The sequence below is a fragment of the Klebsiella sp. K5-45 genome (genome assembly GCF_030128605.1).
Lineage (GTDB): Bacteria > Pseudomonadota > Gammaproteobacteria > Enterobacterales > Enterobacteriaceae > Klebsiella > Klebsiella quasipneumoniae.
On record NZ_JAKUZW010000001.1, the window covers coordinates 705851 to 720063 of the forward strand.

12 protein-coding genes are annotated in these 14213 nt (G+C 60.3%); 7 read left to right on the forward strand and 5 right to left on the reverse strand.

Features of this window, described 5'->3' with window-relative positions; translation table 11 throughout:
* Positions 1-202 precede the first annotated feature (202 nt).
* Together MKS11_RS03555 and MKS11_RS03560 are read right to left on the reverse strand one after the other, a co-directional pair.
* A complete protein-coding gene (locus MKS11_RS03555; RefSeq protein ID WP_043521381.1) occupies positions 203-1702 on the reverse strand; it encodes a GMC oxidoreductase in 1500 nt (499 codons plus the stop codon).
* Between the two features lie 127 nt (positions 1703-1829).
* Positions 1830-3287 carry an MFS transporter gene (locus MKS11_RS03560; protein WP_087770857.1) on the reverse strand — a complete coding sequence of 486 codons (1458 nt, stop codon included), beginning with the start codon at positions 3285-3287 and terminating at the stop codon, positions 1830-1832.
* Positions 3288-3507: 220 nt separating this feature from the next.
* Here MKS11_RS03560 and MKS11_RS03565 point away from each other — a divergent pair, with 220 nt between their 5' ends.
* The 4 genes from MKS11_RS03565 (at position 3508) to MKS11_RS03580 (ending at position 6473) form a co-directional block, all read left to right on the forward strand.
* Positions 3508-4281: a TIM barrel protein gene (locus tag MKS11_RS03565; RefSeq protein WP_043521383.1), complete on the forward strand. Its 774-nt coding sequence runs from the start codon at positions 3508-3510 to the stop codon at positions 4279-4281.
* A gap of 20 nt (positions 4282-4301) precedes the next feature.
* On the forward strand, positions 4302-5315 hold the full coding sequence (locus tag MKS11_RS03570) for a sugar phosphate isomerase/epimerase (RefSeq protein WP_023290705.1): 1014 nt from the start codon (positions 4302-4304) through the stop codon (positions 5313-5315).
* Between the two features lie 11 nt (positions 5316-5326).
* The gene (locus MKS11_RS03575) at positions 5327-5719 is read left to right on the forward strand and encodes a DUF6379 domain-containing protein (RefSeq protein ID WP_050533619.1); all 393 of its coding nucleotides are present in this window, start codon (positions 5327-5329) and stop codon (positions 5717-5719) included.
* Positions 5720-5993: 274 nt separating this feature from the next.
* Positions 5994-6473 (forward strand): Rrf2 family transcriptional regulator, encoded by a 480-nt coding sequence (locus MKS11_RS03580; RefSeq protein WP_064183144.1) that lies wholly within the window; start codon positions 5994-5996, stop codon positions 6471-6473.
* A 68-nt stretch (positions 6474-6541) separates the two neighbouring features.
* Here the strand turns inward: MKS11_RS03580 and oqxB are convergent, their stop codons facing one another.
* Both oqxB and oqxA read right to left on the reverse strand, forming a co-directional pair.
* Positions 6542-9694 carry a multidrug efflux RND transporter permease subunit OqxB gene (gene oqxB, locus MKS11_RS03585; protein ID WP_087770856.1) on the reverse strand — a complete coding sequence of 1051 codons (3153 nt, stop codon included), beginning with the start codon at positions 9692-9694 and terminating at the stop codon, positions 6542-6544.
* Between the two features lie 23 nt (positions 9695-9717).
* Complete coding sequence (oqxA, locus tag MKS11_RS03590) at positions 9718-10893, reverse strand: multidrug efflux RND transporter periplasmic adaptor subunit OqxA (RefSeq protein ID WP_020803752.1); 1176 nt, start codon at positions 10891-10893, stop codon at positions 9718-9720.
* A gap of 333 nt (positions 10894-11226) precedes the next feature.
* Between oqxA and MKS11_RS03595 the strand changes: the two genes are divergently transcribed.
* Complete coding sequence (locus MKS11_RS03595; RefSeq protein ID WP_085783913.1) at positions 11227-11589, forward strand: helix-turn-helix domain-containing protein; 363 nt, start codon at positions 11227-11229, stop codon at positions 11587-11589.
* A gap of 10 nt (positions 11590-11599) precedes the next feature.
* Here MKS11_RS03595 and MKS11_RS03600 read toward each other — a convergent pair whose 3' ends face one another.
* Positions 11600-12172, reverse strand: coding sequence for a flavin reductase family protein (locus tag MKS11_RS03600; protein WP_004174789.1), 573 nt, complete (start codon positions 12170-12172; stop codon positions 11600-11602).
* 211 nt (positions 12173-12383) lie between these two features.
* Here MKS11_RS03600 and MKS11_RS03605 point away from each other — a divergent pair, with 211 nt between their 5' ends.
* Entirely contained in the window at positions 12384-13268 is an 885-nt protein-coding gene (locus MKS11_RS03605) for a LysR family transcriptional regulator (protein ID WP_087770855.1), read from the forward strand.
* Positions 13269-13402: 134 nt separating this feature from the next.
* Entirely contained in the window at positions 13403-14203 is an 801-nt protein-coding gene (locus tag MKS11_RS03610) for a hypothetical protein (RefSeq protein WP_087770854.1), read from the forward strand.
* The last annotated feature ends 10 nt before the right edge of the window (positions 14204-14213 follow it).

Genomic DNA, 14213 nt, shown 5'->3' on the forward strand with positions numbered 1-14213 from the left:
AGGGATACAGGTGGCGGCGGGAATAGCCGCGGATTTAAGAGTAGGAGCAGGAACGGCGCGGGGAAAAATTGTGATTACGTATGTGATCCATCACAAACAAAAATACCATTGGTTTTATGTGGGTTTTGCGGCAATAAAAAGGCGACCGATGTCGCCTTTCGCGAGGAGCCGGGGCCGCTTTTGCCCCGGTAAGCCAGAGGCGCTACAGCAGGCGCGCCACGATATCGTCAGCGGCGAGGATCGCCAGCGCGACGCTGGTCAGCGTCGGGTTGCAGGCGGTTGGGGTGGGGATCACGCCGTTGCCGCCGACGTACAGATTGTGAAAACCCCACACCCGCGAGCGGCGGTCGGCCACGCTGGTGCCGTCGTTCGCTTCTCCCAGGCGACAAGTTCCCTGGTAATGCAGCGAGGTGCCCGCCGGCAGGATAATGGCCTCACCGCCAGGCGCGACGCGGCCCAGCGCGGCGCCGACGCGTTCGGTCACCGCCACCGCCTGCTGTAAACGCCGGCGATCGCCGTCGGTTAACTGATAGTTAAGCTGCATTTTCGGCAGCCCTACGGCGTCGGTGTCATCACTGAAGACGATTCGATCCTCCTCGCGCAGCTCCTTGGCGAGAAACAGCCCCAGGCCCACCACCGGCTTCGTCGGAGTCCCCGGCGGCTGGGTAAAGGCGATCGGCGAAGTATCCATCTGCATCAGCTGACCGTGGAACGGGAAATCAGGCTCATGGAACGGCAGCCAGGTGACGCCGGAGACATTGTCCCGTCCGTCGCGCAGCGGGGAGGTCGGCGCGGCGGCGGCCGGCGGGGCGTCCACTTCAATCAGGGCGATCACCTGCGGCTGGTCGTTGAGCCAGCGCCCCAGCGCCCGCGGGCGGATGCCCGAGGCGTACAGCAGCTGCGGGGTACGCAGCGCATCGGCGGCGACCACTACCGCTTTGGCCGTCACTACGTACTGCTTGCCGGTACGCAGATCGCGCAGCTCCGCCCCGCAGGCGACGCCGTCCTCACTGAGGATCCGGGTGCACAGGGTGGCGGTACGGATCTCCACCCCGCGCTGGCGGCGGGTCTCTTCCTCCGCCAGCTCGCCAAGCACCGCGTCGACGCCGGACCAGCGCGGCTTGCCCTCCGGCGTCGCGGCGCAGGCCAGCGGCATAGGCTGCGCCAGCCGCGCCGGCGGACGGTCGCTGGCGAAGTGCTGATTAAGGGCATCGACGATTTGCCGGCCGATGGCGGTGGCCGGAAATCCTTCGCGGGTCACCTGCAGATAATGCTCAGCCGACTCCCAGGCGTCGGCCATCTCCCGCGGATCGAGGAAGGGAATGACTTCGCTGCCGCCCGGTCGCGGACAGGCGCAGGTCCAGTGGACGCCCATGCCGCCGAGGTTAGTGGAGAGCGCGGCGGCCGGCATGCCGCTGTGGGGCGCCGCCGGGTCGAGAAGGTGGGTGCCGGGCCGTGCCTGCAGGGCGTCTGCCGGCAGGTTCTCCGGCAGGGCGGCCAGCGGAAACGCCCGGGCGCGGTCGTAGGCCGTTTCCCGCTGCGCTGGCGCCAGGTTGCGGATATTAACCCCGGTCGCGGACGTCAGCGCTTCGCCGGCTTCCACCACCAGGATCCGCGCGGCGCGGCGATCGGCAATCCGTCGCGCGAAAGTGGCGCCCACCGGGCCGCTGCCAATAATCAGTACATCGATGTTTTCATCCATATCAGTCCATGCCTTTGTTGTTCTCCGGGCGCATGCCCGTTGCAGGTGTACAGAAAAGAGGTACTACAGCTTTGTGCGTCCTGATAAATGGTTCCTCATGATAGCAGCCATTGCCGGACGCGATAGGTCATGGCTTACCCGCCGGGGGAAGCACTGAGGCGGGCAGCAGGCGGCTGAGGGCGGCAATCGCCAGCAGGATCAGGGCGCCAAGGGTCAGCAGGGTGATAAAGGCCCCGCGCCAGGCATCCGGCGCGGAGGCGCTTTGCGCCAGATAGAATCCGCCGAGGGTCGCCATGCCGAGGGCGGCGCCAAACTGCTGGCCGGTGCGAAATAATCCCGACGCCGCGCCGGCGTGGGCCACCGGGATCGCCGCCATGGCAAAGGCCGGCAGTGGGGCGGAGATAAGCCCCATCCCACAGCCGCACAGGCCGAACCCTAGACCCAGCGCGGTCAGCGCCAGCGTTCCCGGCGCCGTGGCGATCCCGTAGCCCATCAGCAGCAGGCCGCTCATCTGCACGGCCACCCCGACCAGCGTCACGTTACGCCCAAGACGAGGCGATAGCCGGCGGCCGGCGACGGCGATGGAAAACATCGCCCCGAGGGCGAAGGGGATGTGCAGCAGGGCGGTATGGAACGGGCTGAAGCCCAGCCCGTTCTGCAGCACCAGCGCGGTGGCCAGCAGCAGCGAGGCGGTGGTCAGTTGATAGAGCAGGGTGATGACGATCCCGGCGCGAAAGAAGCGGTCGCGCAGCACCGCGGGGGGTAACAACAGCGTGCCGCCCCGGCGTTCACGGCCCAGCAGATGTCGCCAGAGGAGGGCCACCGTGATGAGCGACAGCAGCGGCGGCAGCGCCATCCATAGCGGCCAGCGCAGGGCGGGGCCTTCGATCAGGGTGAGCAGCAGCGCGCCGCCGCCCACCACCGCCAGCAGGGTACCCAGCGGATCGATACCTTTGGCCGCCGGGCTGCGCACCACCGGCAGCGCCCGCCAGGCCAGTATCACGGCGACGACGATCACCGGCACGTTGATCAAAAAGATCGGCCGCCAGCTGAGGCCGAACAGATTGCTTTCGATGATGATCCCGCCGAGCACCGGGCCGAGGATCCCGGCGGCGCCGCCGAGCAGGCCGAAAATACTCATCACCCGGAAACGCTCGTGCGGGCGATACAGCACCTGCATCAGGGAGAGAATTTGCGGGCCCATCATCGCCCCGCTGGCCCCCTGCGCAATACGCATCGCCACCAGCATCTCCGGGCTGGCGGCCAGTCCGCAGCCGGCCGACGCAGCGCCAAACGCCAGCAGGCCGCTGATAAACAGCCGCCGGTAGCCATACAGATCGCCGAGCCGACCGCCGGTGAGCAGCAGAATGGAGAAAAAGAACAGGTAGCCGGTGACCACCCATTCAATTTGCCGCGGGCTGGCGAGCAGATCCCGCTGTACCACCGGGATGGCGACATTAATGATCGAGACGTCGATGATCTCCAGCACCAGCGCTATCGAAACCACCAGCGTGGCCAGCGTGCGCTGCCGCTCGCTGGTATAGGCAGGCGCCTGAACCGCGGCCGCCGAAGCGTTATTGAGCATGATGTACCTTCAGGTTTGGTTAAAAACTTGTTAAATAATGTTGACAATTTATAGCAACCAGAGATTAGAATTAGAGCACTCATTCTGGTTGTGCCGCGTCAGATCCTGCTGTTGACCGCGAAGCCAGAAGGGAAGGCGTCACACTGCCGCTCCGAAACAGAATAAGAATTCTTATTCTAATTTTGTTTGTTTTGATCTGGCAAGTAGAGAAGGGGGTCGGATGTATTTGTCCGCATGTATTGAATGGCTGTTTCGTGAAGAGTATCCCGATTTCAGCGATCGGGTCCGGGCGGCGAAAGCGCAGGGATTCAGCCATGTTGAGTTTCATCTCTGGCGTGATAAACCGCTGGCGGCGCTGGCGCAGGCGCTGGAGGAGACCGGCGTGAGGCTGTCGAGCTTCGTGGTGGAGCCCCGGCGCAGCCTGGTGGATCCGGCGGAGCATGAGCAGTTTCTGGCGGCAGTGAGCGACAGCCTGGCGGCCTCGCGCCAGCTGGGGTCGCCGCCGCTGGTGGTGGCCTCTGGCTTCAGCCGCGAAGGGGTGGCGATCGCCGAACAGCAGGCGCAGGCGATCCACATCCTGCGCCAGGCGGCGACGCTGGCGGAAGCCGCCGGGGTCACTCTGCTGCTGGAGCCGCTCAACACCCGCATCGATCATCCGGGGATGTTCTTAAACGACACCCGGCTGGCGCTGGACATTATCGAGGCGGTCGACAGCCCGCGGCTGCAGCTACTGTTTGACGTCTATCACTCGATGGTGATGGAAGAGGAGATGGAGGAGGTGCTCGGCGGCAGAATGCATCGGGTGGGGCACGTGCAGATAGCGCAGGCGCCGGATCGTAACGAACCGGATCCGCGCAGCGGCGAGTGGCCCAATGTGATCGCCCGGCTGCAACGCCTGGGCTACAACGGGGCCATTGGCCTGGAGTATAAACCGTCGCTGCCCGCAGCGGCCTCGGTGGCCCGCGCCCGCGAAGCGACCGGCTTATCCTGTTAACCAACTTACCTGGTACTTTTATGACTCAGAAAATAAAACGCGGCGTCAGTCTGTACAGTTTTCAGAATGAGACCTATCTCGGCAAGATGTCCCTCGATCAGGCGATCGGTCACTGCGCGGCGTTCGGCGCCCGCGGCATTGAAGTCGTCGGCGAACAGACCTTCGCCGGCTGGCCGGAGTGCGGCATGCCGGAGGCGGCGATCGCCGACTGGCACCGTCTGATGCAGCGCCATGACACGGTGCCGGTGTGCCATGACTTTATGCTCGACTATAAGCGTTATAAAGACCGGCCTATGCCGTTTGACGAGCAGGTGCGCAGCGTGCAAAACGACATCGATTTTGCCGCCCGGCTGGGCATGCGCTTTATCCGCTCTCTGGTTTCCGTGGCGCCGGAGGTGCTGGTGGCGGCGGCGCCGTATGCGGAAGACAAAGGGATCACCATTCTGCTGGAAGTGCACGCCCCGCTGCATTTCGATCATCCGTGGATTATTCGTCATGCCGAAGCCTATGAAAAAGCCAATACCCGGGCGCTGGGCTTCCTGCCGGATATGGGAATGTTTTTAGCCCGCTTCCCGCGGGTGTGGAAAGAGCGCTTTATTCGTAACGGTTGCCCACAGGCGGCAGCGGATTTTATCGAGAAAGCCTATGAGGAGCGGACGCTCAGCGAATACGTTATCCTGGATGTGATGCAAAAATGGGGACCGGGCCCGCAGCTGGCGATGGCGGAAACGTTGCGCCACAACGCGGCGTTCGAGCCGAAGCGGATGCTCGATTTTATGCCGCGGATCCACAACATTCATGCCAAATTCTATGAGATGACCGATGAGATAAGCGAGTGGTCGATTCCCTACGATGAGATCTTCCGCGTGCTGCAGAAGGGCGGCTATGAGGGGTATGTGTGCTCCGAGTATGAAGGCAACCGCTGGGTGGAAGACGCGCAGGAGGTGGACAGCCTGGAGCAGGTCCGCCGCCAGCAGCTGATGTTCTGTCGCCTGTTAGATGAAACCCCACCCCCGGCGCTGCTGGGCCAGTAAGGAGCATTATCATGTTTGATCAGCATATTATCTGCCGCGAAGGTTTCGGCAACGTCACCCGCGACGGGGAAATTATCGGCGTGCGCTTTTTGGCCCGTCTGCCTTACTACCGCGGTCTGGGTTTATCGATGGTGGAAGATATCGCCGTGACCCTCAACGGCGAAGCCATCCCGCGGCAGGCGATCCGCCTGGCGCTGCGCGGCCGGGAGTGGACGCTCGACGAGCTGGAGAGCGTCTACGACGACCGGTGGAACTTCGGTGAAAAGGCGACCATCACGGTGCTCAAACCCGGCGGCCTGCCGGCCGGCTGGCATCGCCTGAAGGTGGCCGAGAGGCTGCGGATCTCCTATCTGCCGTTTGTGCCGGTGACCACCTTTGAAACCGAGCTGGAATTAACGGCATAACACCCTGCAGGATCCGCTGCCGTTATGGCAGCGGATTTCTTTAACGCAGGGGGCAGCCACTGGGAAACGGTGAGGAGATTGCCGTTCAGTAAAACCGGTACGGAAGAGCGCGGTTTCTCAGCCCGTCTTTGCGGACGAAATCAGAAAATTTACTTCGCAGGCTAACCGCAGATTGCTTCAAAAAAATTCCCGTATTTGTTATATTGTTGTTCATTGATTACTCACCTCTGCGGTGCCAAAAAGAACAAGATTCACCGCAACCCAGGACAAAACCATGTTAGATTACCGCTTCCCGACAGCTTTGCAGATGGTTCTCAGCGTAGCAATGGCGGAGCAGATGGGTGAACGTTCAACGAGTGCGATTCTGGCCTACGGCCTGGAAGCCAACCCGAGCTTTATCCGCAAATTAATGGTTCCGCTCACCCGTGACGGCATCATTGTCTCCACGCTTGGCCGCAACGGCTCTATTCATCTTGGCCGCCCGGCGGACAAAATCACTCTGCGTGATATCTACCTTTCCGTTATCGAAGATAAAAAACTGTGGGCGTCGCGTCCTGAGGTCCCGGCCCGCTGCGTGGTCAGCGCCAACGCCTGCTGGTACTTCAAATCGGTCGCTGACGAAGCGGAGCAGGCTTCGCTGAACGTTCTCGCTCGCCATACCGTGGCCAGCGCGCTGGAGGCGGTCAAAAACGCCGATACCAGCGGCTGCGACCCGGTACCGGAAATGATCGCCCGGTTTAAAAAAGCGCATTAATCATTTTCTGGTGACGAAAAAAAACCGCCTTCAAATTGTGAAGGCGGTTTTTTGTTATCTGCTGCAGGCTAGGCGGGCAGATCCTCCTGGATCGGCTTACTGCGGGTCACCAGTTTCCGTAGCGTCACGTAAAACACCGGTGTCAGGAACAGACCGAACAGCGTCACCCCCAGCATCCCGGAGAACACCGTGATCCCGGTGACGCCGCGAACTTCCGCTCCTGCGCCGTGGCCGAGGATCAGCGGAATGGTCCCGGCGATAAAGGCGATGGAGGTCATCACAATCGGGCGCAGACGCAGGCGGCACGCCTCCAGGGCGGCTTCCATGATGCCTTTGCCCTGAATCTCCAGCTCGCGGGCAAACTCGACGATCAGAATGGCGTTTTTACAGGCCAGGCCCATCAGGACCACCAGCCCCACCTGCACGAAGACGTTGTTATCTCCCCCGGTCAGCCAGACGCCAAATAGCGCGGAGAGCATCGTCATCGGCACGATAAGGATCACCGCCAGCGGCAGGGTCCAGCTTTCATATAGCGCCGCCAGCACGAGGAACGCCAGCAGCACCGCCACCGGGAAGACGATCAGCGCCGTGTTGCCCTGGGTGGCCTGCTGGAAGCTGAGATCCGTCCATTCAATATTCATCCCATTCGGCAGCACCTGTTTAGACATGGCGTCCAGCAGCGTCATCGCCTGCGAGGAGGAGAGAACGCGCGGATCGGCATCGCCAATCAGGTCCGCCGCCGGATAACCGTTGTAGCGGATCACCGGATCCGGCCCGTAGGTGGTACTGATCTTCACCATACTGCCGATCGGCACCATTTCGCCCTGATTATTGCGGGTGCGCAGATTGGCGATATCTTCCACGCTCTCGCGGTATGGTCCGTCAGCCTGGACCATCACGCGCCAGGTACGCCCGAACTGGTTAAAGTCATTGACATAAGACGAGCCGAGATAGGTCTGCAGCGTGCCGAACAGATCGGTCAGCGATACCCCCTGCGCTTTCGCCTTATCGCGATCGACCTGCACGTCCAGCTGCGGCACGTTAGCCTGGTAGGTCGAGATCGGGAAGTGCATCCCCGGCGTCTGCATAATCGTCCCAGACATCGCATTCACCGCGCTTTGCAGCGCGCCATAGCCCAGCCCACCGCGATCCTGGATGTAAAGGGAGTAGCCGGAGCCCTGACCCAGTCCTAAAATCGGCGGCGGCAGGATGGAGAAGCCAAAGCCCTGCTGGATTTGCGCGATTTTAGCGTTGATTTCCGCATTGATTTCCGCCGCCGAGTGTTTGCGCTGGTCAAACGGTTTCAGGCCAAAAAAGACCGTCCCGGTATTCGGCGTGTTGGTGAACTGCAGCGCATTAAGACCGGGGAAGGCGACCGCATAATCGACCCCTTCGGTATTCATCCCAATCTCGCTCATTTTGCGGATCACCGCATCGGTGCGCGCCAGCGACGAACCTTCCGGCATCTTCACGCCGCCAATCAGGTACAGTTTGTCCTGGGTGGGAATAAATCCGCCGGGAACGACTTTAAACATCACCCCTGCGGCGCAGAGCAGCAGCAGGTACACCACAAACACTGCGCCACGGCGACCGAGGGTTTTACTCACCAGCCCCTGATAGCCGTTCGAGCTGCGCAGGAAAAAGCGGTTAAACGGACGGAAAATCCAGCCAAACAGACGATCGATCAGCCGGGTAGGGAGGTCTTTCTTCGCGCCGTGCGGCTTTAACAGCAGGGCCGCCAGCGCCGGGGAGAGCGTCAGCGAGTTGATGGCCGAGATCACCGTGGAGATGGCGATGGTCACCGCAAACTGCTTGTAGAACTGACCGGTAACGCCTGAGAGAAACGCCATTGGCACGAACACCGCGCACAGCACCAGCGCAATAGCGATAATCGGCCCGGAGACCTCTCGCATCGCCTGATGCGCCGCGGCAAGCGGCGCAAGCCCCTCTTCGATATTGCGCTCGACGTTTTCCACCACCACGATGGCGTCATCCACCACGATACCAATCGCCAGTACCAGCCCGAACAGACTCAGGGTATTCAGCGAGAAGCCCAGCAGATAGAGAATGCTGAAGGTACCGACCACCGATACCGGCACCGCGATCAGCGGGATAATCGATGCGCGCCAGGTCTGCAGGAACAGGATCACCACCAGTACCACCAGCACGACCGCCTCCAGCAGCGTCTGCACCACCGCGCGGATGGAGTCGCGGACGAAAACCGTCGGGTCGTACGGCGCCGCCCACTTCATATCTTCCGGGAAGCGGGTGGCCAGCTCGGCCATTTTGGCACGCACGGCGTTCGACAAATCGATGGCGTTAGCCCCCGGGGACTGGAAGATACCGATCCCGACCGCATCCTTATTGTTGAGCTGGGAGCGCAGCGCATAGCTACCGGAACCCATCTCGATGCGCGCCACGTCGCGCAGGCGGACCAGCGAGCCGTCCTGCGCCGTTTTCAGAATGATATTGCCAAACTCTTCTTCGGTATGCAGACGGCCCTGGGCGTTAATCGAGATCAGGAAGTCGCTCTCCTGCGGCAGCGGCTCGGCGCCAAGCTGACCGGCGGAGACCTGGACGTTCTGCTCCTGCATCGCCGTCACCACATCCGAGGCCGTCAGACCGCGGGCGGCCACCTTGTTGGGATCCAGCCAGACGCGCATCGCGTATTCGCCGGAGCCAAATATCTGGATCTGGCCGACGCCGGGCAGGCGCGCCAGCTCATCCTTCACCTTCAGCGTGGCGTAGTTGCGCATATACAGCGAGTCGTACTTACCGTTTGGCGAAAACAGATGCACCACCAGGGTCAGCGTCGGGGACTGTTTCTGGGTGGTGATCCCCAGACGGCGCACGTCCTCCGGCAGACGCGCCTCGGCCTGCGCGACCCGGTTCTGCACCTGAACCTGCGCCTGATCCGGGTCGGTACCCGGGCGGAAGGTCACGGTGGTCACCAGCACGCCGTCGGAGCCGGCGACCGATTTCATGTACATCATGTTTTCAACGCCGTTGATCGCTTCCTCCAGCGGCGTCGCCACGGTCTCGGCGATCACTTTCGGGTTGGCGCCGGGATACTCCGCGCGCACCTGCACGCTGGGCGGCACGACGTCAGGATATTCGCTCACCGGCAGCAGCGGGATGGCGATTAACCCGGTGATAAAAATTAAAATCGACAGCACCGCGGCGAAAATGGGCCTGTCGATAAAAAAGCGGGAAAAGTCCATGTCTTGGATTCTCTGATTAGGGATCAGTTAAGGGTGGCGCTGGAGGTCATGGCAACGGTTTTGGCGTTAACCGGCATACCCGGCATAAACACTTTTTGTAAGCCGTCGACGATGACGCTATCCCCAGGATTCAACCCCTTCTGAACGATGCGTAAACCGTCTGCCAGCCGCCCTGGGGTAATGTCGCGGCGCTGTGCTTTACCATCTTTATCAACGATATAGACGTATTTACGATCCTGATCGGTCAGTACCGCTTTGTCGTCGATAAGCGTGGCTTTGAACTCTGCGCTGCCCGGCAGACGCACGCGGGCAAACAGCCCTGGCGTGAACAGACGCTGCGAGTTATCCAGCAGCGCACGCATGCGGATGGTGCCGGTACTCGGCGTTAACTGATTATCGAGAAAATCCACTTTGCCCTGGTGGGGGTAACCCTCCTCGCCCACCAGGCCAATCTCCACCGGGAGCGCCTGATTATCGCTGGACGCGCCTTGCCCGCGGCGGGCGAGGTTTTGATAGTGGAGGTAGGTTGACTCGTCGACGTCAAAGTAGACGTACACCGTCTTCTGCGAGACCAGGGTGGTGAGCACGCTGGCGGTGTCGCCCGCGGTGACCAGGTTACCGCTGGTGATCAGCGCCCGGCTGGCGCGGCCGTCAATAGGGGCGGTCACTTTGGTGAAGTCGAGGTTAAGCTGCGCGGCATCCACCGCCGCCTGCGCGGCGCGAATGTCGGCCTGCGCCTGAACCGCGGCTGACCGGCGCTGCTCCCACTCTTCACGGGAGACGAGGTTGGTATGGACTAATTTATCGGTGCGGTTCGCCTCGCTTTGCGCGAGGCTGGCCTGCGTTTTGGCTCTTGCCAACGCCGCCTGCGCCTGCTCCAGCGCGGCGCGATAGGTTCTGTCATCTATCGTGAACAGCACCTGGCCCTTTTTCACCTCCTGGCCGTCGGTGTAATTCACTTTATCAATGTATCCCGAGACGCGAGGGCGAAGCTGAACGCTCTCCACCGCTTCAATGCGACCGTTAAAACTATCCCACTGACTGATCGACTTCACCAGCACCTTAGCGGCGCTGACTGTCGGGGCGGGAGGCGCAGCATTCTGCGCGACGCTGTCGTCGCAGCCGACGAGCAGAAAGGAGAGCATCATCGCGCAGAGCGCGGTCAGGTGAATGTTTCCCCAGGTTTTTTGCAGGCTCATTATTTTTATTCCGGTAAATGTAGCCGCCGGGCAAGACGCAGCGTGAGAAGCCGCGCCACTTCCTTTGTCCGGGCTGGCTTAAGGCCATTTGTGTCGATCATCGCCACAAAACTGTAACAATTTCGAATACACTATCGCGGCGATTGTAGGAAGGCGCTTAACTAAGTGCAAGAATAATTGTTGCACTTTATGTGCGGTCCAGGGGGAGATAAAAAACCGCGATCACGGCGTGGATTTAAGTGTAACAATAAAACTTGCATTTTGTGTAAAAACAGGCCACCTTTAAATGCAACTGACAAAGATGCTTTTAACCGGCCGCGAGGGGGTAACATGATGAACACTGGCGCCATCATTCAGGATCTGATCGACTGGATCGACAACCATCTTGATAGCCGTCTGGATATTGACACCGTTGCCCGACGAGCCGGCTATTCGAAGTGGCACCTGCAGCGGATCTTCAAAGAACATACCGGGCAGCCCCTCGGAGAATATATTCGGGCGCAAAAGCTGCAAAAGTCGATCGAACGCTTAGCCCACAGCAACGAGCCGATCCTGAACGTGGCGATTGCCCTCGGCTTTGACTCCCAGCAGTCCTTCAACCGCAGCTTCAAGCGCCAGTACGGCCAGGCGCCCGGCGTCTGGCGCCGGAGTATCAGCCGCTCTGCTGCGCAGACATCTCGTCAGCGATCCGCATGACCGGGGAGGGTCAGTCCTGACCCGGCCCATGATCGAATTTGCTGCCTTTGCCGATGGCATAGAACTGCCCGCCTGCGACATAGTGAACGGTCCGTAGCTCGTCCGGCGCATCATCAAAAATCCAGTGTCCGTTGCGGAATACCCGGTCATCGCTCCAGGCTGCGACGATGTCGCCCATAAACAGATTGTGCTGTTGCTGGATGTCCGGGTAAGGCATCACTTTACACACCAGCCAGCCCGCGCAGCCTGCCACAAGGGGGAGATCGAACTCCGGCTGATAAAAGAAGGGGATGGTGTCATTTTTATCCGGCGCGTCGGCATAGCTGCGCCCACCAGCGTAGAGGACGGTTGCCATCTGGCTGACTACGGGGATCTGCACCACGAAATAGCCGCTCTTTTCCACCAGCTGACGAGTGAAAGCCTGGGTGCCAATATAGGCCACCACTTTTCGCTCGCCTGCCAGCCCAACCCAGGCGGCTGACATGACATTTTCGACGCCATCATATTTTGCGGAAATCATGGTGGTGGACCCGACCTGCAATAAACGATAGGCCTTACTTATTTCGACAGGCTGAACGGACATGGTTTTTCCTTTGTGCATGCTATTTAACGTAATGATTATCTGGATATTTATTGAGGGCATGTTCATTTTCGGGCCCCCTTTCGTAATCCACCGTGCAACGATACGCCAGGCGATTAAGCGTAAAAAGGTGCGTAAATTGTTTTCATTATTCATAATCCACGAATAATCATGCCGTCTGTCGGTAAGCTGCTCGCTACAGGAGAGAAAGAAGGTGGATCGTATTCAGGCTATGCAGATGTTTATGCGCGTCGCGGAGGCAGGGAGCTTCGTGCGTGCCGCGGAAACCCTTTCCCTGCCGGCCTCCACTGTCACCAGTACCATTAAAAACCTTGAAAAATACCTGAAGGTGCGGCTGCTGAACCGGACCACAAGGCGGGTGAGCCTTACCCCGGAAGGGATGCAGTATCTGGCGCAGTGCCGGGAAATTCTCGCCCTCATCGAACATAGCGAATCCAGCCTGGGCGAGTCTGTGGCGCGGCCTCAGGGGCGCCTGCGGGTTGATATGCCCGCGGGCATCGCGCATTTCATCGTCATGCCCCATCTGCAAGACTTTTACCGACGCTACCCTGACATCTACCTGATGATCGGCGTCAGCGATCGGCCGGTCGATCTCATTCAGGAAGGCGTCGACTGCGTGATACGCACGGGAGAGCTGAACAACTCCAGCCTGGTGGCCCGCCCTCTGGGCCGCTTTCGCTGGGTCACCTGCGCGTCACCGGACTATCTTCGGGAATATGGCGTGCCGCCGTCACCGGAGGCGCTCTCTCAGCACCGGGCTGTGCATTATTTCTCCGGTCAGGCGAGGCGGGCCGATGAGTTCCGCTTCGTTCGCCATGGCGAGACCTTTTCTGTACCCGTCAGCGGCAACGCCGCGGTGAATGAAACGGGGCTCTATATAAAAATGTGCCTGGCAGGATTTGGGCTGGCGCAGCTGGCGGAGAATATCGTTGCTGACCACCTGCAGGAGGGGAGACTGGTGGAAGTGCTGACGGACTGGCAGCCGCCCCCGGTACCCGTCACATTGCTCTATCCGCACCAGCGCTTTCTCTCTCCCGCCGTGCGGGCGTTTGCTGAGTGGATGCGGGAGGTGGTTTGAGGGAGGTATTGCTTACGATATAGCGCGTCGGGAGCCTCGCCAGGGAGGGGAGGGTTCCAGCAGAAATATCTGGTCTGCCGATCAATCACTCGATATTCTGTAATGCTTTGTCTTTTTTGTGAACAGGAAAAAGCATGCTGAATACGCTACCCGACTTACACAGAAGTTTCGCAGAGCAACTGAAGCTTAAATTACAGTCCGATTCGCGGATCCACGCCCTTCTCGCCGGCGGCTCGTTTATCCATGGCGGGTTTGATCAATACTCCGATCTGGATTTTGTGGTGGTGGTCGACCCTCTCTATTATGACGAAATCATGGCTCAGCGTATGGCGTTCGCCGGAACCCTCGGCCATCTGCTACATGCTTTCACCGGGGAACACGTCGGTGAGCCTCGCCTGCTGATCTGCCTGTTTGGCCCGCAACTTCTGCATGTCGATCTCAAATTTATCACCCTGGACATGCTCACTCAGCGCGTTGAAGAGCCTGCCGTGCTATTTACCCGAGATCACGATGCTCTCGAGCGACAGCTGGCAAAATTTAGCGCGCACTGGCCGAACATGACGCCGGAGTGGTTTGAGTCCCGGGCCTGGATCTGGCTGCATTATGCCGTGGTTAAACTGGGCAGGGGCGAACTCTTCGAAGCGCTGGGGATGCTGTCCTTCTTCCGGGAACAAGTGCTGGGGCAGATGCTGTTCCGTCGCGCCAATCTACCGCAACGTGGCGTTCGCCGAATAGAAGCCCTCGGCATTGATCCCGATGGCCTGCTGACTTCCACCCTGGCATCGCACGATCGTCACTCCGTCGGGATTGCCATCCGAAGGGCTGCTGATGCTTATGTCACTCTGCGGGCTGATGCGCTGCCTGACAATATCGCAGACGATGCGGCGCGTTGGGCGGTCCTAGCCATGCTGGACGCGTATTCTGACAAGGGGTAAATCTATCCCT